A 22,562-nucleotide genomic window follows, 5' to 3' on the forward strand; every position below is an offset into this window, starting at 1 on the left:
AGCAATTTGCTGAAATTTATCAACGGTTAGGCCAGTTGGTTATAAACCCGGGCGATGCGGCCGCTGCCGCTGACGTTGACCGGCGATTCGAAGGCGCCGATAAAGCAGGATTCACCCGGTTTGAGCGTCAGGCGCTGCCCGGATTTTTCCAGCGTCGCTTCGCCGCTGACGCAGAACACGATAGCCGCGCTCCGTTGTGCGAGCGCCTGCGGCGCGGCAGTCAAATCGTGCAGCGAGAAGGCGAAATCTTCCACCGGGATCGGGAAGAACAGTTCGTTGCCGCGCCGCTCCGGTTGGGTCAGCAGGCCGGACGCCGGCTGCGGGCGGAACTGCAGGTTGGCCAGCAGCTCGGGCACGTCGATAAATTTCGGCGTCAGGCCGGCGCGCAGCACGTTGTCCGAGTTGGCCATCACCTCCAGCGCCACGCCTTTCAGATAGGCGTGCGGCGTTTCGGCATACAGGAACATCGCCTCGCCCGGCGCGAGCTGCACCACGTTCAGCAGCAGCGGTGAGAACAGACCGCTGTCGTCCGGATAGAAACCGGCGATGAAGCGCACGGTATCCCAGGGTTCACCCTGCTGGTTGTTGAGCGCGGCTTTCAGCACGCCGAGCGCCAACGACTTTTGCTCGCCGCTCATCGTCAGCAGGCTGGCGAACAGGGTAGACAGATGGGCGGTGTCCGGCTGCTGCAGGAAGGTGGCGATATCGTGGTGCGCGCCGGCGATCGGTTGCAGCAGGGAGACGATATCGGCCAGTTCGCGAAAGCCGTTCATCGCCAGGAACGGCGTCAGGGCGAAGACCAGCTCGGGCTTGTGATTGGGATCTTTATAGTTGCGTTCGGCGGCGCTCAGCGGGATGCCGGCGGCGTTCTCTTTCGCGAAGCCGATCTCGGCCGCCGCTTTGCTCGGGTGGACCTGGATCGACAGCGGTTGATCGGCGCAGAGCACTTTAAACAGGAACGGCAACTCGCCAAAGCGGCTGGCGACGTCAGCGCCCAGCTGCTTTGGCTGGTCTTCATCAATAAGAAAGCGCAGCGAACGCAGTGCGCCATCGGCGCCGGGCACGCGGGAAGGGCTCTTGGGATGCGCGCCCATCCACAGTTCGGCCATCGGCTGATTATCCGGGTTGGCGATGCCGTAAAGACGGGTCAGCGCATCGTGGCTGCCCCAGGCGTAATTCTGTACCGCGTTGGTCATTTTTTGCATGTCGATAAACGTCCTTTGCGTCATTGCCGCACTAATGGCAATAACTTACTGATTTTATAAGATTCGCTTCATCTGTGCCGACAACCATCATACGCCCGCGTCGGCAGGAACCCTCATGGGCGCGATCAAAACAACGCCGGATAAGGTTGCGTCCGGCCACGCGGCCAGAGTATAGCGTGATAACGATCGGCGTCTCAAATGGCTCACCGGCCTCAAGAGGGCCCGGCAAATCCGCCAATCGATCGTTGATGGGAGGGAAAGAAATTATTGCCGACAGCGCAGGCTTTCTACGTCATTATTTATTTATCGGCGTGTCAAAGTATGTCGGCGGAATTTATTTTTTACCTTCTGAGCCATTCCCTTATTATTATTTTTGCGCCAAGTCGGGCGATCACACGCCGAGCTTAAACCTGAACGACAGACCGCTTTACCGTAGCCGTTAACGAGTCGATTTAACGAAATGAGAGGTCTGTTGCATGAAAAAATGGTTGCTGTTGTTGGGGCTTTGCACCGGGGCGGCTCAGGGGGCGGTGATCGTCACCTATCCCTACGCGGCCCCGCGCGCCGTGGTGATAACGCCGGCGCCGATCGTCGTTGCGCCCGCACCGGTCGCGCTTCCCGCCGTGACTGCACCCGTGGCGCATCCGCTGGCGCTCACCGCCGGCGCGGTGGCGACCGGGGCGTATCGCCATAATGAACGGCAGGATGCCTACGATGAGATCAATCATTTGCAACAGCAGCGGATCGATGAACTCAATCACTTACAGGCGCAGCGCATCAATAATTTTAATTCGCGTCACGCGCGTTAATTTCATCTCCGCGTTTATTATCCCGGTTCTTTCTTCGTCTTTATTTCGGCACGGGTTAACCGACGGCAAATAACCGCGTCATGAATGGGTAAAAGAGATGAATCGTGCTGTGAGATAACTCTCTTAATGCGAATAGTTATTATGTCACTATACTGGGAATGCGTGCCGACGGGGGGTAGCGCGTCGGTCTAACCCTACAATTTTAGGAATTATGCTAAGGAGACAATGATGGCAGGCGTTCGTATCGAAAAAGACTCCATGGGCCCCATCGAAGTACCGGCCGACAAGCTGTGGGGCGCACAGACCCAGCGCTCATTGGCGCATTTCCGCATTTCCTCCGAAAAGATGCCGACCGCGCTGATCCATGCGCTGGCGTTGACCAAGCGCGCCGCCGCGCAGGTGAACGTGGACCTGGGGCTGCTGCCGGCCGAGCGGGGCGCCGCCATCATCAACGCTGCCGACGAAGTGCTGGCGGGCAGCCATGCCGACCAGTTCCCGCTGTCCATCTGGCAAACCGGCTCCGGCACTCAGACCAACATGAACATGAATGAAGTGTTGGCCAACCGCGCCAGCGAGCTGCTGGGCGGCGTGCGCGGTGAAGAGCGCAAGGTGCATCCGAACGACGACGTCAATAAAAGCCAGAGCTCCAACGACGTGTTTCCCACCGCGATGCACGTGGCGGCGGTGATTGCGCTGCGCGAGCACCTGATCCCCGAGCTGAAAGTGCTGCACAAGACGCTGAGCGACAAGGCCGAAGCCTACCGCGACATCGTCAAAATCGGCCGCACCCACCTGCAGGACGCCACGCCGCTGACCCTGGGCCAGGAAATCTCCGGCTGGGCGGCGATGCTGGCGCACAATCTGAAACACATCGAAGACAGCATCCCGCACATCGCCGAGCTGGCGCTGGGCGGCACGGCGGTCGGCACCGGCCTGAACACCCATCCGGAGTATGCCGTACGCGTCGCTAAAGCGCTGGCGGAGTTGACCCATCAGCCGTTCGTCACCGCGCCGAACAAGTTCGAAGCGTTGGCGACCTGCGATGCGTTGGTGCAGGGGCACGGCGCGCTGAAAGGGCTGGCGGCTTCGCTGATGAAGATCGCCAACGACGTGCGCTGGCTGTCGTCCGGCCCACGCTGCGGCATCGGCGAGATTTCTATCCCGGAGAACGAGCCGGGCAGCTCCATCATGCCGGGCAAGGTCAACCCGACCCAGTGCGAAGCGATGACCATGCTGTGCGCGCAGGTGCTGGGCAACGACGTGGCGGTGAATATCGGCGGCGCTTCCGGCAACTTCGAGCTGAACGTGTTCCGCCCGATGGTGATCCACAACTACCTGCAGTCGATCCGCCTGCTGGCCGACGGTATGCAGGGCTTCAACGAGCACTGCGCGGTGGGCATCGAACCGAACCGCGATCGCATTACCCAGTTGCTGAATGAATCGCTGATGCTGGTGACGGCGCTCAACACCCATATCGGTTATGACAAAGCGGCGCAAATCGCCAAGAAAGCGCACAAGGAAGGGCTGACGTTGAAAGCCGCGGCGCTGAAGCTCGGCTATCTGACCGAAGCGCAGTTCGATGAATGGGTGCGCCCGGAGGCGATGGTCGGCAGCATGCAGAAGTAATTGATCTGTGAGGCAACCGGGGGCTTACTGAGGTAAGCCCCTTTTTTATGGAGAAATTAAGATGTCGCGCGCACAACGTTTACTCGATCTGATGCAGCTGCTGCGCAGCCACCGCTATCCGGTGGCGGGCCATGCGTTGGCGCAGACGCTGGGCATCAGCATGCGTACGCTTTACCGCGATATCGCCACGCTGCAGCAGCAGGGAGCGGAGATCGTCGGCGAAGCGGGGCTCGGCTATGTGCTGCGCCCCGGTTTTATGCTGCCGCCGCTGATGTTCTCGCAAGCGGAAATAGAAGCGCTGGTGCTGGGCATGCGCTGGGTCAGCCGCCGCGGCGACAGCCAGTTGGCGAGCGCCGCGGGCCAGGCGCTCGCCAAGATCGCCGACGTGCTGCCGACGGCGCTGCGGGAGGAGCTGGAGGCCAACACGCTGCTTATCGCACCGGCTCAGTCGCCGCCGGTGGCGGATGAGATGCGGGTGTTAATCCGTGACAGCATCCGCCGCGAGCGCAAGCTGCATATCGACTATCTCGACCTGGCGGGGCAGCGCAGCGAACGCCTGCTGTGGCCCTTTGCGCTGGGCTTTTTCGACCAGTTCCAGATGCTGGTTGCCTGGTGTGAGTTGCGTCAGGCCTTTCGTCATTTTCGCCTCGATCGCATTCAGGCCGCCACGCCGCTTGAACAGCGTTATCCGCATGGCCGGCGGCGACTGTTGAAAGAGTGGCGGTTGAGCGAAGGCATTGCGGAACAATAACGACACGCTGCTGCCATAAACTGTCAGTCGCCTCCTTTAGTCTGTGCCTATCGGGAACCAACCGGTTCCCATCACCCAGAGGACAGACCGATGACCCTTCCCAGCATGACCCTGCTTTACGTCGATAACCCGCTCAACAGCGCCGCCTTTTATCAACGCCTGCTGGGGCAGGCGCCGGTAGAGCTTTCTCCCGGCTTTGCCCTGTTCGTGCTCAACAACGGCTTCAAGCTCGGGATGTGGGCCAAACAGGGGGTAAAACCCGCCGCCACGCTGACCGGCGGCGGCGGTGAACTGGGCTTTTTATGCCAGGATCCGCAAGAGGTGGAGGCGCGCTATAACCAGTGGCGCGAGCTCGGGCTGCCTATCGAGCAAACGCCAACCGAAATGGAATTCGGCTACACCTTTGTGGCGCGGGATCCGGACGGTCATCGCCTGCGGGTATATGCCCTCAGCGAGTAGTGCCGTCGGTATACAGGTGCAGGCGCGGCACCAGCAGCCGCAGCGGCCTGGCGTCGGGTTTGTAGCGATGCTTTACTGCGTCGGCGTCGTAGTTGAGCAGTTCGCCGATCTTCGGCACCGCAGCGCCGCTTTCAACCTGACACAGGGCGATCAGCGGCAGCGGGCAGGGGTGTTGCACCTGCTTTTGCTGCTGCTGATACCACACGCGGGCGATCGGCTGCACTTTGACCGGCCGCTTGATTTTCAACGTCGCATGCTGCGGCAGACGGCTGACATCGTCTATTTCGCGGCTGACCAGGGCGGCCCACTGTTCACGGCTGTGCGGCGGCACCGCGCGGCCGGCTTTCAGACTTTTCTCCAGCTGCGCCAGGATGTCGTCCCGTTTGACGTTTTTGATGATGTGCTTGTTGGCCCAGCCGAAGCGCACCGAGTCGGGATTGGTCAGGGCGGTGAGGGTGCGGTAGGCGCTGAGGGTAATCAGCCCGTGCAAATGGGTGTGCACGAATTCGAAACGCTGCTCCGGCGCCAGGCCGGAATCGACGGTGATAATCTGCTCCAGTTCGCCCTTCAGGCGGTTGATCAGCGCCAGCTGCGCCTGCAGCGCCTGATACTCCGGTTGCTCCACCGCCAGACAGATGACGCCGGGCAGGCGCACGGCGGCCTTGCTGCTGACATTCTCACGGTTATGGTGGATGAAGAGCCGCTGATAGTGTTCCAGCGCCAGATCGCGCGCCGCTTGCCCCACATGCTGCTCGACCGCGATATGCGAAATGGCCTGATGTTCCTGGCCTTTTTCTACCTCCGGCAGGCTGAACACCCGCGCCGCCAGCAGCCGCAGCGGGGTTATCTGCTGCTGCAATGCGCCGAGGGCTTGCTCCAGTTCGGCAAAGCAGGCGTTCATCCGGCCAATCACATCGTATTTGCTCATCATATGCCCCTATTTTAGTTACAACATACTATAGGGGAGTAGCGGACTGGGGGCAACATCGGCAATGGGACAATACTCGGCTTAACTGCCCACCCGGCTTACCAGGGGGAAATAGGGCGGGCAGCAGGGGGAATTCTCTCGCTCGTCTGCTACGCATGCGGGCAAGTGTGATTGTCGAAAATAAACCTGCTCTTCTTATGGTTTTGATTCATTGATGGATTTTTTCCTGTTCGTTTGTCTTCTGTTTAATCCATTTCCCGTTTGCCGTTGTCCAAACGCTGGAACAAACAGAATGGCAGGACGCTATGAGCCCTTGGGGTTATCTTTTCTTCTGTCATTAACGGGTGCTTTAACAGGAGGTTTACTGTGGATATTAAACAGAAAGTCAAAAACATGACGCTGGAAGAGAAGATCGGGCAAAAAATCATGCTGGATTTTCGCTACTGGGATCGGAACGGTAGCAGCAATCAGGATATGACCGTTCCCGATGAAGCCATTGGCAAGCTGATCACCGATAACCATGTGGGCGGGGTGATCCTGTTTGCCAATAATCTGAAAGATAAGCAGCAGATCAATACGTTAACGGCCTGGTATGCCGCGATGAAAACCCACGCCGGCATCCGCCTGTTCATTGGCACGGATAACGAGGGCGGTAACGTTTTCCGGCTGCCGCGCGGCGACTATGCCTCATTCCCCGGCAATATGGCGCTCGCCGCGGCGATTGAGGGCGGCGCGGATAAACAGCTCGCCGTTGAACAGGGCGAACTGATGGCCCAGGATATGCGCGCGTTGCATATCAATACCAACTTTGCACCGGTTGTGGACGTCAACACCAACCCGTTCAACCCGGTGATTAACGTTCGCGCCTTCAGCGATGATAAGAACGCCGTTTCCCACCTGGCCGAGAAAATGGTGGCGGGGATGAAGCACCAGGGGTTGATCACCGCTTACAAACACTTCCCTGGCCATGGCAGCACCTCCACCGACTCGCATACCGGTTTGCCGCGCGTCGACCGTACGCGGGAAGAGGCGTTTGCCATCGATATCGCGCCTTACAAACAGGCCATTGACCGCTGTGCGGCGCCGGACATGGTCATGACCGCGCATATTCAGTACCCCGCGCTGGATAACCGCCAGATCGACACCCGCAGCGGCGAAAAAATCACGGTGCCGGCCACCATGTCGCATGAAATTCAGACCCGCATCCTGCGCGATGAGCTGGGTTATGCCGGCGTAACGATTTCAGATGCGCTGGATATGGGGGCGATTGCTGAGCATTTCAGCCAGCAAGGGGCGGCTGAAAACGTCTTTGCCGCCGGGGTGGATATCGCCCTGATGCCTGTCAGCATCGCTTCGCCGGCCCAGGCTAACCTGCTGCCGGACCTGATTCGTTACCTTGCGGGCCGGGTGAAAACAGGGCATCTCAGCGAGGCCGATATCGATGCTTCGGTCGAGCGCATTTTGCGCCTCAAATTGCGCCATCACCTGATGGGGCATCGCGAAGCCCCTTGTTCCAGCAGCGTTTCGTCCTCAGCGCATGAGCTGGAAAAACGCATCGCCGATCGCTCCATTACCGTGGTCATTAACCGCCACAGCCTGCTGCCGTTGAAAGACAAGGCGCTGCGCTATTTTATCCTGACCCCGTGGGGTGAGCAGGCCAAAGGCATCGCTAACGTGATGGCGCAGGAGGGCTACCAGAACGTCGTTGCCGCGAAGGAAACGGAACTGAGCGATGCCCAAATCAGGGCGCATATTGCCGATTGCGACGTGTTCCTGCTCGGCACGCTTTCGACCCGCTTTACGCCTGCCGAGCAGGATGGCGTCGTTACCGCCGCCACCGGATCGGGTAATGACAGCAGCCCTTACCCGGGCTGGTTGAAATACGCCGCTGAGCAGGGGAAAAAACGCGTTCACCTCTCATTGCGCGCGCCTTACGATATCGTGAACTATGCCGCAGACGTGGATGCTGCCGTCGCCACCTATTCTTACTACGGGTATGACAGCGGCGTATGGCGTGGCCCTTCGATGATCGCTTTGGCGCACGTGCTGACGGGGAAAATCACACCGCACGGCAAACTGCCGGTCAACACCTGGCATGACTACGATGAGGAAACCAATACGGGCAAGGTGGCGTTCCCTCGCGGGACGGGGCTGAGCTGGTAATGGGACAAGTACCGGCGTCGTCAGAAAGGGCGACGCTGGTCGCGGGATAGCGTTGATAAAGCGGGCGGTTTCTTGCTCTGCACGATACGACATGGGATAACCGTCACTCACGGAAGGAGAACATTTATGCCGACAGGCGCAACAAAACTAGGCGGATGGCTGTTGATGGCCGCCATGCTGGGCGTGAGCGGATGCGCCAAACCCCCTGAGCCGGAAAAGCCTCCGCAGCCTGCACCGCCGGTCACACCGATGCGGGGCATCTGGCTGGCCACCGTCATGGGGCTGGACTGGCCGCCGGCGGCCTCCCTGAAAGCGGAAACCGCGCCAGAGCGAATTCGCCTGCAGCAGCAGGCGCTGACGGACGCACTGGACGACATGGTGAAAACCGGGATTAACACGGTGTATTTTCAGGTTAAACCGGACGGAACGGCCCTGTGGCGTTCTGACATCTTGCCCTGGTCGGAGGTATTGACCGGCACCGTGGGCCAGGATCCGGGTTACGATCCGCTGGCCTTTATGCTGAAAGAAGCGCACCGGCGCGGCATCAAAGTGCATGCCTGGCTGAATCCTTATCGGGTTTCCATGAATACCCGGAAGCAAACGATTGATGCCCTTAATCAAACGCTGCAGTCTCCGCCGGCCAGCGTCTATGCGCTGCATCCCGACTGGATACGTACGGCCAACGACCGCTTTGCGCTCGATCCTGGCTTACCCGATGTGCGCAACTGGATCACCGGCGTGGTGGCCGAAGTCGTCAAAAACTATGACGTCGACGGCATTCAATTTGACGATTATTTCTATTATGAGACGCCGCAATCGCCGCTGGATGATGAAAAGACGTATCGCGAATACGGCAAAGGGTTTGCAGACAAGGCCAGTTGGCGAAGAGACAATACGCTGCAATTGATAAAACAGGTTTCAGCCACCGTCAGGGCGCTAAAGCCCGCTGTCGCGTTTGGCGTCAGCCCGGCGGGCGTCTGGCGAAACAAAGCGGACGATCCCGCCGGCTCGGCGACTCAGGCCGGCGCGCCATCGTACGATGCGGCCTATGCCGATACGCGCCAGTGGGTCAAACTGGGGCTGCTCGACTACATCGCACCGCAGCTGTACTGGCCTTTCGATCGTGAAATAGTCCGCTATGACGTGCTGGCCAACTGGTGGGCCGAGGTGGTGAAAGACACGCCGGTTCGGCTTTATGCCGGGGTGGCGATGTATAAAGTGGGCACGCCATCGGCGAGCGAACCGGCATGGACCGTCGACGGCGGCGTTCCCGAGCTGAAAAGGCAGTTGGATCTCAACGAGAGCTTGCCGGGGATGGGGGGAACCATCCTGTTCCGGCAACGTTATCTGACCGAGCCGCAAACGGATAAGGCCGTGGAGTACCTGCGCACCCGCTGGAAAACCGGTCAATAATCACCGGCATTGGCATAGCGAGCCGCGGTAATCCACCGCGGCTTTTTTATTCACAGGCGCGCCGCTTCCGGCAGGCGCTTCAGGTAATGCACCACCAGCAGCGCCAGCAACAGCATCAGGCTGATGAACGCCGCCACGCCATTCCAGCCGAAACTGTGCCAGAACACGCCGCCGAGGGTCCCGGCCACGCTCGAGCCGACGTAATAACAGAACAGATACAGCGACGACGCCTGGCCTTTGGCGCGGCGCGCACGGCGGCCGATCCAGCTGCTGGCCACCGAGTGGGCGGCGAAGAAACCGGCGGTGAACAGCATCATGCCGATAAAGATCGCCGGCACCTGCGGCAATGCGGTAATCAGAATCCCGATCAGCATAATCACGATCGACGCCAGCAGCACCGGGCCGCGCCCGAAGCGCGAGGTGAGCGCCCCGGCCTTGGGCGAGCTGTAGGAGCCGGTGAGGTAGACTACCGACAGCAGGCCGACGATCGCCTGGCTCAGGTGATAAGGATCCGCCAGCAGGCGATAACCGATGTAGTTGAACAGGGTGACGAAGCTGCCCATCAGCAGAAAGCCTTCCGCGAACAGCAGCGGCAGCCCCTTATCGTGCCAATGCAGTTTGAAGTTGATCAGCAGCGTGCGGGGGCGCAGCGAGCTGGCGCGAAAATGCCGCGAAGCGGGCAGAATGCGCCAGAACATGAAGGCGGCGGCGAGGGCGAACAGACCGATGACCCCGAGCGAGACGCGCCAGGAGAAGAAGTCGGTCAACACCCCGGTCACCAGGCGGCCGCTCATGCCGCCGATCGAATTGCCGCTGATGTACAACCCCATCGAGAAGGCGACGAAGCTGGGATGGATCTCTTCGCTGAGATAGGTCATGCCGACCGCCGCCACGCCGCTCAGCGACAGGCCGATCAGCGCGCGCATCAGCAAAATGCCGTGCCAGCTGGTCATAAAGGCGCAAATCAGCGTGCAGACTGCCGCCAGCAACAGCGCCACCACCATCACCGACTTGCGGCCGATGGCGTCGGACAGTGGCCCGGTGAACATCAGGCCGATCGCCAGCAGGCCGGTAGAGACCGAGAGCGACAGGCTGCTTTCGGCCGGCGAGACGCCGAAATCTTGCGACAGCACCGGCAGGATCGGCTGCACGCAGTAAAGCAACGCGAAGGTCGCCAGCCCGGCGGAAAACAGCGCCAGCGTTACGCGCATAAACTGCGGCGTGCCGCGTTCGATATAGGGGAGTTTGTTGTTGAGGGTGGAGCGTTTTACTTTTGGCGCAGCGGCCGCGTCATCGTTGGCGGCCAGCGTCGACGGCATCACGGCCGCAGAACGCACAGGGGTTGTCACAGCGTTTCCTTACCGAACTTCGGGGAGATAAACAGACACTTTGCAGATAACAAAATGATAGGGAGCGGCGATTTTTTTGTCTAATATATTAATAATTACAATTAAGACTTTTTAAATATGAATATCGAGTTAAGACACCTGCGTTACTTTATCGCCGTGGCGGAAGAGCTGCATTTTGGCCGCGCCGCGGAGCGGCTGCGTATCTCCCAGCCGCCGCTCAGCCAGCAAATCCAGGCGCTGGAGGATATGGTCGGCGCACGGCTGTTGGCGCGCAACAACCGCAACGTCAGCTTGACGCAGGCCGGGGAGATGTTCCTCAAAGAAGCCTATCAGGTGCTCGATCAGGTCGGCCGCGCGGCGGAAAAGGCGGCGCGCCTGGATCGCGGCGAACTGGGGGAAATGACCATCGGCTTTACCTCTTCCGCACCGTTTATCGGCGTGGTGGCGCGCAGCCTGCGCGCTTTCCGTCAGCATTCTCCGCAGGTGCATATCAAGATGCGCGAAATCAACACCAAACAGCAGATCGAACCGCTGCTGAACGGTGAGCTGGATCTGGGGGTGATGCGCAACACGCGGCTGCCGGAAGCGCTGCACTATCAGCTGCTGCTGCGCGAACCGCTGCTGGCGGTGGTGCCGGAGGGGCATCCGCTGGCGGAAACGCCCGGCGGCGCGCTGCGTTTTCAACACCTGGCGCAGGAGCCGTTCGTGTTCTTCTCGCGCGAAGTGGGCACGGCGCTGTATGACGAAATTCTGCTGCTGCTCGGCAAGGCCGGCATTACCCCGTATATCACTCAGGAAGTGGGGGAAGCGATGACCATCATCGGTTTGGTCTCCGCCGGATTGGGGGTTTCGATTCTGCCGGCATCTTTCGCCCGGGTGCGGGTGGACGGCGTGCGTTATTTGCCGCTGGCGGAGCCGGACGCCACGACCGAAGTGTGGCTGGTGCATCACCGCCGACGGCCGCTGACCGCCGCGGCACAGGCGCTGATGGCGTTGATGCTGAAATGACGTTGAGATTGGGCAAATAAAAATCAATTCGCGCTGAAATTGCGAGGAATTTGTGCAGCAAATCACATAACGAATCAAATAGTTGACGCTGTATGACAAAAGCCCCACCATAACCCCTAGTCTTTATTTAGAAGCGCGAAAAATAGTAGGAGCCGGTTTGTGATTGCGGTTGGGCAGCCTGGGCATATTGATCAAATCAAACAGACCAATGCGGGGGCGGTTTATCGGCTAATCGATCAACTGGGCCCGATTTCGCGCATCGAACTGTCAAAACGCGCACAGCTGGCGCCCGCCAGCATCACCAAGATCGTGCGCGAACTGCTGGAAGCCCATCTGGTCAAGGAAACCGAGTACCAGGAAATCGGCAGCCGGGGCCGCCCGGCGGTGGGGCTGGTGCTGGACACCGAGGCCTGGCACTACCTGTCCGCCCGCATCAGCCGCGGCAGCATCACGCTGGCGCTGCGCGATCTGAGCAGCAAACTGGTGGTGGAAGAGCTGCTGCCGCTGGCGGCCGAAGATCCCGAACCGCTGCTGAAACTCATCCTGACCGAAGTCGATCAATTCTTTATTCGCCATCAAAGCAAGCTGGAACGGTTGACGGCGATCGCCATTACGCTGCCGGGTATTATCGACGTGCAGTCCGGCGTGGTGCACCGCATGCCGTTTTACGACGTGCTGGAGATGCCGCTCGGCCCGGCGCTGGAAACCCGGACCGGTCTGCCCGTCTATTTGCAACACGACATCAGCGCCTGGACCATGGCCGAGGCGTTGTACGGCGCCTCGCGCGGCAGCCAGAACGTGATTCAGGTGGTGATCGACCACAACGTCGGCGCCGGCGTGATCACCGGCGGCCACGTGCTGCATGCCGGCAGCCACAGCGTGGTGGAGATCGGCCACACCCAGGTCGATCCTTACGGCAAACGCTGCTACTGCGGCAACCACGGCTGCCTCGAGACCGTGGCCAGCATCGAGAACATGCTGGAGATCGCCCAGCAGCGGCTGAGCGGCTCAATGAGCTCCAGCCTGCACGGCGCGCCGCTGACCGTTGAATCGCTGTGCGACGCCGCGCTGGCGGGCGATCAACTGGCGCGGGACATCATCCTCGGCGTCGGCCACAGCGTGGGGCGCATTCTGGCTATCATGGTCAACCTGTTCAATCCGGAGAAGATCCTGGTGGGTTCGCCGCTCAACCGCGCGGCGGAGATCCTGCACCCGGCCATCGCCTCCTGCATTCGCCAGCAGGCGCTGCCGGCCTACAGCGAGCAGGTCAAGGTTGAATCCACGCAGTTCTTCAATCAGGGCACCATGCCCGGCGCGGCGCTGGTGAAAGAGGCGCTGTATAACGGTTCATTGCTGGTGCAGCTGCTGCAAGGCTAACATCAGAACTTCTTATTAATCCCGCAAAAGATTGAGCTACCTCAAGCCCCTACGTGACGGCATCCCCTAGAATTTTTCCGCAAGACTTCTTCGCCGCCGGTGCGGCGATACATTGTTAACGGGGCATTCTGGGGCATTTTATTCATGTTGAAGCGTTTATTTGTGACAGGCACGGATACCGACGTCGGTAAAACCGTGGTTTCCCGCGGGTTGATGCAGGCGCTGGCCGCCGATGGCCGCTCGGTCGCGGGCTACAAGCCGATCGCCGCGCGCTGCCAGGAAACCAGCGAGGGCATCCGCAATAAAGACGCTTTGGTGTTGCAGGCCTCTTCCACCTTGCCGCTGTGCTATGAGGAGATCAATCCCATCACCTGTCTGGATGAGGTGTTTCATGCGCATGCCACCGAGGACATCAACTACGGCCTGATGAGCAGCGGCCTGCGCGATCTGTCCGCCAAAGCCGATACGGTGGTGGTGGAGGGCAGCGGCGGCTGGCGCGTGCTGATGAACGATCTGCGGCCGTACGCCGAATGGGTGGTGCAGGAGCAGCTGCCGGTGGTGTTGGTGGTGGGCATCAAGCTGGGCTGCGTCAGCCACGCGCTGCTGACCGCGCAGTCGATCATCAACGACGGCCTGCCGCTGCTGGGCTGGGTGGCCAACCGCATCAATCCGGGGTTGGCGCACTATGCCGAAACCATCACGGCGCTGCAGCAGCGCATTTCCGCGCCGCTGCTGGGTGAAATTCCGTATCTGCCGCGCGCGGAGCAGCGCGAACTGGCGCACTACCTCGATATTTCCACGTTGCTGTAGCCCATTCAGGCGCAGAACGTCGCCAACAACCGGGCGGCGATCAGCAGGCCCAGCCCATACACAGTATGGGTGATCAAGCTGAGAAGCCGCGCTCTGCGCGGATTGGCGGTTTTCGCCGCCGCCACGCCAAAGCCCAGCGCGGGCTGCATCACCAGAAACGGCGCCGCCAGGCTCAGCCAGCCGCTCAACAGCGCGATGCGCGGTTCCGGCGCCGCATACCACTCGATGCCCGCCAAACCGAGCGGGATAAAGGCGAACGCCAAGCCGATGGCGTAGTGCAGTATCCAGCCGATTTTTCTCTCCCCCTGGCGCGGCGGCGCCGTGACGATGGTGGCGTGAAACCAGCGGCCGTCGAACATGCCGAGAAACCAGCGGCCCACCAGCGCGTAATCGAGGGAAGGGATGCCGAAGCGCCGCTTCAGCAGCAACGCCCACAAATCCATGCAGAGGGTGGCGCCGGCGCCGGTTAACAGAATGCGCAATAACAAATCGGGGGTCATAGGGGTGTCCTTGGCTCAGTGACGTGATAAGGTGCGCACAGTGTGCAACTTAAAGTCGGCTTCAAGTCAATGGCAAAAGAGCTGGATATCGGCGCGGTGGCGCGCCTGAGCGGAGTCGCGCCTTCTGCGCTGCGGCATTACGAGAAAAAGGGGCTGATCGCGTCGATAGGCCGCCACGGTTTGCGCCGTCAATACGCCGCCGGGGTGCTCGATCAACTGCGGTTGATCGCCCTCGCGCGCCTGGCCGGTTTTACGTTGGATGAGATGAGCGCCTTGTTTGACGAACGGGGCAAAATCGCGCTCGATCGCGTGTTGCTGGCGGCGCGGGCGGATGAGTTGGATCGCCATATCCAGCGCCTGATGCAGGTGCGCGACGGGCTGCGGCACATGGTCGATTGCCCTGAACCCGAGCACCTGCAGTGCCCGCAGTTCAGGAAAATATTGCAGCAGGGTGAGTTCTAAACCTCGCGTTTGGGCAGCGGCGCCGTGTGGTACACCGAGATCGGCCGCAGGCCGCGCGACACGGTGGTGGCGATCACGCAGGCGAGCAGAATGCCGGGCAGCAGCGCGTATTCGCCGGTCATTTCAAACACCATCAGCGCCGCCATGATCGGCGCATGGGTGGTGGCGGCCAGCAGGGTGGCCATGCCGGTCAGCGCCAGCAGCAGCGGCACCGCCGCATCCATGCCTGGCCACAGGCCGAACAGCTGACCGATTATCGATCCGAGCGCGGCGCCGACGAACAGCGTCGGGGTGAAGACCCCGCCGGGCGCGCCCGAGCCGCTGCTGGCGAGGATCGCCAACAGTTTACACACCAGGATCGCGCCCAGCAGCAACACCCCCGGCGGCGCGATCAGCAGCGCCTGCACCACGCTGTAGCCATTGCCCCACACCTGCGGGAACAGCAGCGAAAGCAGCCCGACGATCAGGCCGCCCAACGCCAGCTGCAACGGCGGCTTCAGGCGCAGCGATCGGAAGGCGCGGCCGCTGGCGGTCATCAACCACAAAAACAGCGGCCCGCCGGCGCCGGCCACCACGCCGACCAGTGCCATCAGCAGGTATTGCGTCGGCAAGGGGGCGGCGAGCGGCGTCACCAGGTAGAGCGGCGCCTGGCCGCCGTTGAGCAGGTTGGTCATCAGCAGGGCGCTCACTGCGGCGATCACCACCGGGCCGAGCGAGGCCAGCATCAGGGTGCCGAACAGGATCTCGGCGATAAACAGGCTGCCCGCCAACGGCGCATGGTAGGCGCTGGCCATCCCGGCGGCGGCGGCGCAGGCCACCCACAGTTTCCATTCTTTCTCGTGCGTAAAACGCTGGGCGAAGAGCGATCCCACCAGCGCCGCCAGCAGGATCATCGCGCCTTCACGGCCGATGGCGCTGCCGCTCGACACCACCAGCAGCGACGCCAGACACTTCACCAGGCTGGCGCCGGTATCCAGCTTGCCGTTGCCGGTCTCAATCGCTTCCATATAGTCGGTGGGCGCCGCCGGGCGCTGGTGGCGGTAGCGCTGGTGAATATACAGCAGCAGGCCCGCCGCCAGACCGCCCAGCGCGGGCGTCAGCGCGCGTCGCCAGCCGGGCAGCGCGGCGGCGGCGGCCACCAGGCTGCCGTCGGCATTGCCGAGCAGCAGCCACTCGAGGCCAATCATCGAACGGTGAAACAGCCACACCGCCAGGGCGGCGGCGACGCCGATAAACACGGCGATAAACAGGCTGCGCAGCAGGGCGCGATAGTGGTGCAGGTGGACCAATCTTTTCATGCGTGGGCGGCGTCGTGAGAAAAATCAAAGGGTCATCAGCGCATTGTGCTTGGCGCTCCGGCCGATGACCAGTGAATCTTTAGCAAACTGCGGCATGGGCGGGGCGGCGAGCGCCCCAGCGTGGGTTATTGCGGCGTCAACACCCGGCGCGTGCGGCCGGAACTGAGGTAGTCGGCGATATAATCCTGCGAGATTTCGCCGCTGTAGCGGCCGTCTTCATCGACGATCGGCATCCAGGAAGTGTTGTGTTCGTACAGCTTCGACAGCACCACGCGCAGGTTCTCTTCCGCGCGGGCGGTGACGCGGAAACGGTGCAGGCTGTCGGCGCACACCCCCGGCGCGCCGCGCGCCTCACGGCGTTTGACGTAGCCCAGCGGCTTGCCGTCGGCGTCCACTACCGTCACTGAACGGGCGTCGATATCGTCCATCAGCCCGAACGCCTCCACCAGCGGCGTTTCCCGGCGCACCGTCACCGTCTCTTGTTGGCCTGCCACGTCGCCGGCCTGCACCAGCAGCAGGCGCTTCAGCGTGCGATCCTGGCCGACAAAGGAGGCGACGAACTCGTTCGCCGGCCGTGCCAGCAGCTCATCGGCACTGGCGTTCTGCACGATTTTGCCCTGGCGGAACACCGCGATGCGATCGCCGAGCTTCAGCGCTTCGTCGATGTCGTGGCTGACCAGCATCACGGTCTTTTTCAGCTGGCGCTGCATGTCGAGAAACTCGTTCTGGATGGTTTCGCGGTTGATCGGATCCACCGCGCCGAAGGGTTCATCCATCAGCAGCACCGGCGGATCGGCCGCCAGCGCGCGGATCACGCCGATGCGCTGTTGCTGCCCGCCCGACATCTCTTTCGGGTAGCGGTGCAAAAAGCGTTTGGGATCCAGCGCCACCATGCTCATCAGCTCCTCGGCGCGGGCGTGGCAGCGTTTTTTGTCCCAGCCCAGCATGCGCGGCACCACGGTGATGTTCTCCTCGATGGTCATGTTGGGGAACAGACCAATCTGTTGGATGACGTAGCCGATTTTACGGCGCAGGCTGACGGTATCCAGCGCGCTGGTGTCTTCGCCGTTGATCAGAATGGTGCCGCCGGTGGGTTCGATCAGGCGGTTGATCATCTTCAGCGTGGTGGTTTTGCCGCAGCCGGAAGGGCCGAGCAGCACGCAGATTTCACCTTCCGGCACGTCCAGATTGATGTTGTCGACGGCGTTGAACGGCGTGCCGTTCTTTTGCATGAACTGTTTGGTCAGATTTTCCAATTTAATCATGAGCGGATCCCCTTGGGCGTTAGCGCAATTTGCAAGCGGTGCAATAACCAATCGAGGACGATCGCCAGCAGGCTGATCATCACGGCGCCGGTAATCAACTGGCGAATGTCACTGCTGCTGATACCGTTGAGCAGCAGCAGGCCGAGGCCGCCGGCGCCGATCACCGCGGCGATCGCCATCACGCCGATATTCATCACCACGGCGGTGCGGATGCCGCCGAAAATCACCGGCAGCGCCACCGGGATTTCCACCCAGCGCAGGCGTTGCCAGAACGTCATGCCGATGCCGCGGCCGGCTTCGCGCAGCCCGCCGGGCAGATTGTCGAGCGCGGTGTGGGTATTGCGCACGATCGGCAGCAGCGAGTAGAGGAACACCGCGGTGATCGCCGGCACGTAGCCGATGCCGTGGCCAATCAATGAAAACAGCGGGATCATCAGCCCGAACAGGGCGATGGAGGGCACGGTCAGCACCAGCGTGGCCAGGCTCAGCACCGGCGTCGCCAGCCATTTGTGGCGGACGATCAGCACGCCAAGCGGCACGCCGATCAGGATCGCCAGACCCACGGCGACGCCGACCAGCAGCAGGTGTTCCAGCGTCAACCCGGCGATATAGGCCCAGTTTTGCCAGGCGTAGAGTAAGGTATTCATCATGCCTCCTTAAATCAGGCCGCGCTGCTTGAGAAACGCGTCGGCGACCTGTTGCGGCGTCTGGTAGTCGATATCCACCTTGGCGTTAAGCTCGGTGATCACCTGGTTATTGAACTGTTTCGACAGCGTGTTCAGCGCCTCTTCCAGCCCCGGCGTGTTTTGCAATACGTCGGCGCGCACCACCGGCGTGACCGCGTAGCTCGGGAAATAGCCTTTGTCGTCTTCCAGCACCTGCAGATCGAAGCCTTTCACCCGGCCATCGGTGGTGTACACCAGCCCGGCGTCGACGAAGCCGTCGCGAATGGCGTTGTAGACCAGGCCGGGATCCATCTGGCGGATTTGCGGGCGGTCGAGCGGCATGTCGTACAGCGCCTGCATCGGCTTCAGGCCATCCGAGCGGCCGGCAAACTCCAGATCCAACCCCAGCAGCCAGTTGTGTTTCGGGTCGGTTTTACGCACCTGTTCCACTTTGGCCACCAGCTGCGACATCGTGCGGATCTGCTCTTTTTCCGCGCGCCGGCGCTGCATGGCGAAGGCGTAGGTGTTGTTCATGTCTGCCGGCTGCAGCCACACCAGGCCGAGTTTGGCGTCGAGCTTTTTCACCGTGTCGTAGGTTTCCTGCGGCGTCATGCGCTTATTGATGTGGTTAAAGATGATCAGCGAGGTGCCGGTGTATTCCCAGGTCATGTCGATCTGCTTGTTGATCATGGCGTTGCGGGTGATCACCGTGGCCAGGTTGGTCTTGGGTTCGACCTGAAAACCTTTGGCCCGCAGGTATTGCACGGTGATCGCCGACAGAATGCGCTGTTCGGTAAAGTTCTTGCTCGCCAGCGTCAGCGGAGCGGCCCAGGCGGCCGCGCCGGTCATCAGCAAGGAGAACAGCAGCGCGTGGCGGAGGCGTTGTAACCATCGAGTCATCGCGTTTCTCCCATCAGGATGCGGTGTGCGGGCTGAGCCGGCGGCCGAGACCGGCCAGCGCCAGATCGAGCAGCAGGGCGATCAGCGCGGTGGCGGCGGCGCCGAGGATCAGCGTCGGGAAGTCGTTCAGGTAGATGCCGGGGAAAATCAGCTCGCCGTAGCTGCTGGCGCCAATCAAAAACGCCAGCGGCGCGGTGCCGACGTTAATCGCCATCGCGATGCGTATCCCGGCGAAGATCACCGGCAGGGCGTTGGGGAGTTCGACCTGGCGCAGCCGCTGCCCGGCGGTCATGCCAATACCGTTGGCGGCCTCGACCAGCGCCGGCGGCACCGAACGCAGGCCGGCATAGGTATTGCGCACGATGGGCAGCAGCGAGGCGAGGAACAGCGCCACCACCGCCGGCCGATCGCCGATGCCGATGATCACCATCGCCAGCGCCAGCACCGCCAGCGGCGGCAGGGTGTTGCCGACGTTGAAGATTTGCATCACGTGTTCCGCCCAGCGGCGGGCGAAAGGGCGGCTCAGCAAGATACCGCTGGGAATGCCGACCAGCAGCGACAGCAGCATGGAGCAGGCCACCAGGAACATGTGTTGCTGGCCGAGGTAGATCAAATCTTCCCGGCGCGACTTGAGGGTGTCCCAACCGATGCCGTAAACCAGCAGTGCGATGACGGCGATAAACAACAGGCTCCCGAGGAGCAGGCGCCGGTATGGCGCTGACTTGTGCATGATGTTGCGTCCTCCGTTGCGCGGAGCGGCCGACGAGACGGCGCATTCCGCTCTGATTGTTACCCACGGCCCGGCGGGCGTGGCGGTACAAAACGGGCGTTTCGCATGAGGTTAGCGACATTGAGCGAAGGGTGCGTTCGGCACAGCGTGCTGAACGTAGGCTCAATACGTGAGTTAATCAGCATAAGATACTGATATTTAAACCCGAGAAAGCACGAAGCCCAACGACTCCGGCTAGGGAAGGTATAGCACCCTGTCGTTGACCGTGCCAAGTTTTATGAACAAAATCAGGTGATTGAGTTTGCGCCGATCGGCGTCTCAGCCCGCGTCAGCGCTGGGATGGGGGGAAAGTGAAAAAAATCCGCCGCATAACGTTACGCCGTAACAACAAGTCCAAATGGTGCGATCCGCCGTCGGCGAAGACGGGATGTGAGAGCGGATAGACTCGGTGCAGGCGCTTGCTGATATACTCAGGGAAAACAAAAACGCCAGGAAACCTGCATAACGCCATGACAAATAACGTTTCACCCGCACCCATCGCTCACCGCCCGCTGATTCTGATCGCCTGCATGCTGGCGATGTTCATGTCGGCGATCGAAGCCACCATCGTCGCCACCGCCATGCCGACCATCATCGGCGATCTCGGCGGTTTCTCGCTGCTGGGCTGGGTGTTCGCGGTCTATTTGCTGTCGCAGGCGATCACCATTCCCATCTACGGGCGGCTGGCGGATCTCTACGGCCGCAAGCGGGTGTTCTTCTTCGGCGCCACGCTGTTCCTGTTGGGATCGGTACTGTGCGGTTTCGCCCCCGAGATGTATTGGCTGATCGGCTTTCGTCTGCTGCAGGGGCTGGGCGCCGGCGCCATCATGCCGATCGCCTCTACCATCATCGGCGATATCTACAGCGCCACCGAACGGCCGAAGGTGATGGGATACCTGTCGAGCGTGTGGGGCGTGTCGGCGATCATCGGCCCGCTGTTGGGGGCGTTTATCGTGCAGCATTTGCCGTGGGCGTTGGTGTTCTGGGTCAACCTGCCGATCGGCCTGTTGGCGATGTTCTTCCTCTGGCGCTATCTGCCGGCGCATCAACCATTGCGCCAGCACGCGCTGGATCTGGCCGGTACCGCCTGGCTGACGCTGTTCGTTTCGGCGCTGCTGCTGGCGCTGTTGCAGATGGAAAGCCTGGGCTGGTGGGTGGTGCCGCTGTTTGCGCTGGCGGCAGCGGCGCTGGCGCTGCTTGTCCGCCAGGAGCGGCGCGCGGTCGAACCGCTGTTCCCGTTGGCGCTGTGGCAAAGCCGGGTGATCGTCGCCGGCAACATCGGCGGGCTGGTGATCGGCGCGGCGATGATGGGCATCAGCGCCTTTCTGCCGACCTTCATTCAGGGCGTGATGGGGGGCTCGCCGCTGGAGGCGGGCACCACGCTGGCCCTGATGTCGATCGGGTGGCCGCTGGCCAGCACGCTGAGCGGCCGCTTGATGCTGATGACCTCGTACCGCGCCACGGCGCTGCTGGGCGCGCTGTTGTTGGTGGCGGGCGGCCTGATCTTGCTGCTGCTGCAGCCGGAGGGCGGCTTGCTGTGGGGCCGGGTGGCGGCGTTTATGGTCGGCGCCGGCATGGGGCTGTGCAATACCACGTTTCTGGTTTCGGTGCAGAACGCGGCGCATTACAGCATTCGCGGCATCGCCACCGCCTGTACGGTGTTTACCCGCATGGTGGGCTCGGCCATCGGCACCGCGATTTTGGGCGCGACGCTGAATCTCAACCTGCAGTGGCGTTTGCCGGAGATTGACGATCCTGTGCAGCGGCTGATGGAACCGGCAGTGCGCCAGAGCATGGGGAGCGAGGCGTTGGCGCAGCTGACCCAGCAAGTGGCGGCTTCGCTGCATTGGGTGTTTCTGGTTTCGGCGCTGGTGTCGTTGCTGGCGCTGGCGGCGGCGATGCTGATCCCGGCGCGTTGTCGGCCGCAGGGCGAAGAGGAAGAGGCGGAACAGGCGTAAGGAAGAGAAGGAGCGGGCGCTGCTGCAGAGCGCCCTGGTAGCCGGTGCGGCTTACTGCGTGTTGGAGGTATCCTGGCTGGTGCCGGTCTGCGCCGCATCACCGCGATCGTCGCCGTTGTTCAGGCGGGTGTAGACGATCTTCTGGGTGTCGTTTTCGCAGTGGCCGACCACCTGGCCGCCCGCTTGATCGGCCTGATCGTTTGGCACGATCTCCAGTTTGAAGCCGGACTCCGGCACGCCGTTATTGACGATTTTTTGCGAAATGTCCGCTTTCACGCTTTCGCAGGAGGCCAGGGCCGCTATCGGCGCGCCGGCCAGCAACACAGCGGTTAATATCAGCGTTTTTTTCATCACGTCATCCTTTTAGACAATGGACTTCCTGTAACAGGATAGCAGCAACGGCGGCCGGGTTTCACGCTTGCCCGCCCGCCGCAGGCGGATTAAGGATTAATCCGACGCCCGGTCTGGCGATCCAGACATTTACGGGTGTCCGGCTCCCAGTAGGCGTTGACGTTGTTGCTGTCGTTGCAGCGATCTTCGTCATCCGCCGCGCGATCGATCTTGTCGAATTCTTTCTCGACGCGGGTGTTAACCTTGTGGCGCAGGGATTTGGTATCATTCCACTGCTCTTTGCTCTGGCGCGCTTCTTCGGTGCTCATCGCGCCGCTGCCTTTGCCATCGACGGTGACGCAGGTGCTGCCCTGAGCGCAAGAGAGGGCCAGCGCCGGCGCCTGCCAGGCGCCCATTACGGCCAGCATGGCGACCGGCAGCATCCCGCGCAGCAGTCGTTGGGTCGAAAATGTTTTCATCGTTTCATCCTTATGAGTGAGTGCGCCTGATGAAGGCG

23 protein-coding genes are annotated in these 22,562 nt (G+C 61.5%); 12 read left to right on the forward strand and 11 right to left on the reverse strand.

The window, feature by feature from the left end; translation table 11 throughout:
• Positions 1 to 26: 26 nt before the first annotated feature.
• Positions 27 to 1,205: a mannose-6-phosphate isomerase gene (manA, locus tag ACJ8IP_RS03020; RefSeq protein WP_046898452.1), complete on the reverse strand. Its 1,179-nt coding sequence runs from the start codon at positions 1,203 to 1,205 to the stop codon at positions 27 to 29.
• Between the two features lie 176 nt (positions 1,206 to 1,381).
• Here manA and ACJ8IP_RS03025 point away from each other — a divergent pair, with 176 nt between their 5' ends.
• The 5 genes from ACJ8IP_RS03025 to ACJ8IP_RS03045 all read left to right on the forward strand — a co-directional run bounded on the left by ACJ8IP_RS03025 (position 1,382) and on the right by ACJ8IP_RS03045 (position 4,850).
• On the forward strand, positions 1,382 to 1,648 hold the full coding sequence (locus ACJ8IP_RS03025; RefSeq protein ID WP_164106341.1) for a hypothetical protein: 267 nt from the start codon (positions 1,382 to 1,384) through the stop codon (positions 1,646 to 1,648).
• A 33-nt stretch (positions 1,649 to 1,681) separates the two neighbouring features.
• Positions 1,682 to 2,014 (forward strand): hypothetical protein, encoded by a 333-nt coding sequence (locus ACJ8IP_RS03030; protein WP_042784419.1) that lies wholly within the window; start codon positions 1,682 to 1,684, stop codon positions 2,012 to 2,014.
• 228 nt (positions 2,015 to 2,242) lie between these two features.
• Positions 2,243 to 3,640 carry a class II fumarate hydratase gene (fumC, locus tag ACJ8IP_RS03035; protein ID WP_047575931.1) on the forward strand — a complete coding sequence of 466 codons (1,398 nt, stop codon included), beginning with the start codon at positions 2,243 to 2,245 and terminating at the stop codon, positions 3,638 to 3,640.
• A gap of 61 nt (positions 3,641 to 3,701) precedes the next feature.
• Positions 3,702 to 4,391 carry a helix-turn-helix transcriptional regulator gene (locus tag ACJ8IP_RS03040; protein WP_042784422.1) on the forward strand — a complete coding sequence of 230 codons (690 nt, stop codon included), beginning with the start codon at positions 3,702 to 3,704 and terminating at the stop codon, positions 4,389 to 4,391.
• 90 nt (positions 4,392 to 4,481) lie between these two features.
• Positions 4,482 to 4,850, forward strand: a complete 369-nt coding sequence (locus tag ACJ8IP_RS03045) for a VOC family protein (RefSeq protein WP_028128189.1) — start codon at positions 4,482 to 4,484, stop codon at positions 4,848 to 4,850.
• Here the strand turns inward: ACJ8IP_RS03045 and tus are convergent.
• Positions 4,840 to 5,778, reverse strand: coding sequence for a DNA replication terminus site-binding protein (gene tus / locus ACJ8IP_RS03050; protein WP_033642973.1), 939 nt, complete (start codon positions 5,776 to 5,778; stop codon positions 4,840 to 4,842). The genes ACJ8IP_RS03045 and tus overlap by 11 nt on opposite strands.
• Positions 5,779 to 6,144: 366 nt before the next feature.
• On the opposite strand from tus, the gene ACJ8IP_RS03055 reads away from it, so the two are divergent.
• Together ACJ8IP_RS03055 and ACJ8IP_RS03060 are read left to right on the forward strand one after the other, a co-directional pair.
• Positions 6,145 to 7,941, forward strand: coding sequence for a glycoside hydrolase family 3 protein (locus ACJ8IP_RS03055; protein WP_164106340.1), 1,797 nt, complete (start codon positions 6,145 to 6,147; stop codon positions 7,939 to 7,941).
• 126 nt (positions 7,942 to 8,067) lie between these two features.
• A complete protein-coding gene (locus ACJ8IP_RS03060; RefSeq protein ID WP_164106338.1) occupies positions 8,068 to 9,354 on the forward strand; it encodes a glycoside hydrolase family 10 protein in 1,287 nt (428 codons plus the stop codon).
• Between the two features lie 50 nt (positions 9,355 to 9,404).
• Here the strand turns inward: ACJ8IP_RS03060 and ACJ8IP_RS03065 are convergent, their stop codons facing one another.
• Positions 9,405 to 10,673, reverse strand: coding sequence for an MFS transporter (locus ACJ8IP_RS03065; protein ID WP_169539675.1), 1,269 nt, complete (start codon positions 10,671 to 10,673; stop codon positions 9,405 to 9,407).
• 147 nt (positions 10,674 to 10,820) lie between these two features.
• On the opposite strand from ACJ8IP_RS03065, the gene ACJ8IP_RS03070 reads away from it, so the two are divergent.
• The 3 genes from ACJ8IP_RS03070 (at position 10,821) to bioD (ending at position 13,898) form a co-directional block, all read left to right on the forward strand.
• Positions 10,821 to 11,711: a LysR substrate-binding domain-containing protein gene (locus ACJ8IP_RS03070; protein ID WP_033642977.1), complete on the forward strand. Its 891-nt coding sequence runs from the start codon at positions 10,821 to 10,823 to the stop codon at positions 11,709 to 11,711.
• 159 nt (positions 11,712 to 11,870) lie between these two features.
• A complete protein-coding gene (mlc, locus tag ACJ8IP_RS03075; protein WP_164106336.1) occupies positions 11,871 to 13,088 on the forward strand; it encodes a sugar metabolism global transcriptional regulator Mlc in 1,218 nt (405 codons plus the stop codon).
• Between the two features lie 144 nt (positions 13,089 to 13,232).
• Positions 13,233 to 13,898 carry a dethiobiotin synthase gene (gene bioD, locus ACJ8IP_RS03080; protein ID WP_033642979.1) on the forward strand — a complete coding sequence of 222 codons (666 nt, stop codon included), beginning with the start codon at positions 13,233 to 13,235 and terminating at the stop codon, positions 13,896 to 13,898.
• A 5-nt stretch (positions 13,899 to 13,903) separates the two neighbouring features.
• Here the strand turns inward: bioD and ACJ8IP_RS03085 are convergent, their stop codons facing one another.
• Positions 13,904 to 14,398 carry a DUF2938 family protein gene (locus tag ACJ8IP_RS03085; RefSeq protein WP_072627189.1) on the reverse strand — a complete coding sequence of 165 codons (495 nt, stop codon included), beginning with the start codon at positions 14,396 to 14,398 and terminating at the stop codon, positions 13,904 to 13,906.
• A 69-nt stretch (positions 14,399 to 14,467) separates the two neighbouring features.
• On the opposite strand from ACJ8IP_RS03085, the gene ACJ8IP_RS03090 reads away from it, so the two are divergent.
• Positions 14,468 to 14,860 carry a helix-turn-helix domain-containing protein gene (locus ACJ8IP_RS03090; protein WP_072627190.1) on the forward strand — a complete coding sequence of 131 codons (393 nt, stop codon included), beginning with the start codon at positions 14,468 to 14,470 and terminating at the stop codon, positions 14,858 to 14,860.
• Here the strand turns inward: ACJ8IP_RS03090 and clcB are convergent.
• The 5 genes from clcB to ACJ8IP_RS03115 form a co-directional block, all read right to left on the reverse strand.
• Positions 14,857 to 16,158, reverse strand: a complete 1,302-nt coding sequence (gene clcB / locus ACJ8IP_RS03095) for a voltage-gated ClC-type chloride channel ClcB (RefSeq protein ID WP_047026177.1) — start codon at positions 16,156 to 16,158, stop codon at positions 14,857 to 14,859. The genes ACJ8IP_RS03090 and clcB overlap by 4 nt on opposite strands.
• Positions 16,159 to 16,283: 125 nt before the next feature.
• Positions 16,284 to 17,423: an osmoprotectant ABC transporter ATP-binding protein OsmV gene (gene osmV, locus ACJ8IP_RS03100; protein WP_033642984.1), complete on the reverse strand. Its 1,140-nt coding sequence runs from the start codon at positions 17,421 to 17,423 to the stop codon at positions 16,284 to 16,286.
• Positions 17,420 to 18,070 (reverse strand): osmoprotectant ABC transporter permease OsmW, encoded by a 651-nt coding sequence (gene osmW, locus ACJ8IP_RS03105; RefSeq protein WP_015377782.1) that lies wholly within the window; start codon positions 18,068 to 18,070, stop codon positions 17,420 to 17,422. The genes osmV and osmW overlap by 4 nt, the downstream gene beginning before the upstream one ends.
• Before the next feature lie 9 nt (positions 18,071 to 18,079).
• Entirely contained in the window at positions 18,080 to 18,937 is an 858-nt protein-coding gene (locus ACJ8IP_RS03110) for a glycine betaine ABC transporter substrate-binding protein (protein WP_227711513.1), read from the reverse strand.
• A 64-nt stretch (positions 18,938 to 19,001) separates the two neighbouring features.
• Positions 19,002 to 19,718: an ABC transporter permease gene (locus tag ACJ8IP_RS03115; RefSeq protein WP_033642986.1), complete on the reverse strand. Its 717-nt coding sequence runs from the start codon at positions 19,716 to 19,718 to the stop codon at positions 19,002 to 19,004.
• Positions 19,719 to 20,227: 509 nt separating this feature from the next.
• On the opposite strand from ACJ8IP_RS03115, the gene ACJ8IP_RS03120 reads away from it, so the two are divergent.
• Complete coding sequence (locus tag ACJ8IP_RS03120) at positions 20,228 to 21,715, forward strand: MDR family MFS transporter (protein ID WP_072627192.1); 1,488 nt, start codon at positions 20,228 to 20,230, stop codon at positions 21,713 to 21,715.
• A 51-nt stretch (positions 21,716 to 21,766) separates the two neighbouring features.
• Here the strand turns inward: ACJ8IP_RS03120 and ACJ8IP_RS03125 are convergent, their stop codons facing one another.
• Both ACJ8IP_RS03125 and ACJ8IP_RS03130 read right to left on the reverse strand, forming a co-directional pair.
• Positions 21,767 to 22,066, reverse strand: coding sequence for a DUF1161 domain-containing protein (locus ACJ8IP_RS03125; RefSeq protein WP_033642988.1), 300 nt, complete (start codon positions 22,064 to 22,066; stop codon positions 21,767 to 21,769).
• 89 nt (positions 22,067 to 22,155) lie between these two features.
• Entirely contained in the window at positions 22,156 to 22,524 is a 369-nt protein-coding gene (locus ACJ8IP_RS03130) for a DUF1283 family protein (RefSeq protein WP_089191705.1), read from the reverse strand.
• Between the last annotated feature and the right edge of the window lie 38 nt (positions 22,525 to 22,562).

The sequence above is a fragment of the Serratia sp. CY52157 genome, assembly GCF_052168495.1.
Lineage (GTDB): Bacteria > Pseudomonadota > Gammaproteobacteria > Enterobacterales > Enterobacteriaceae > Serratia > Serratia ureilytica.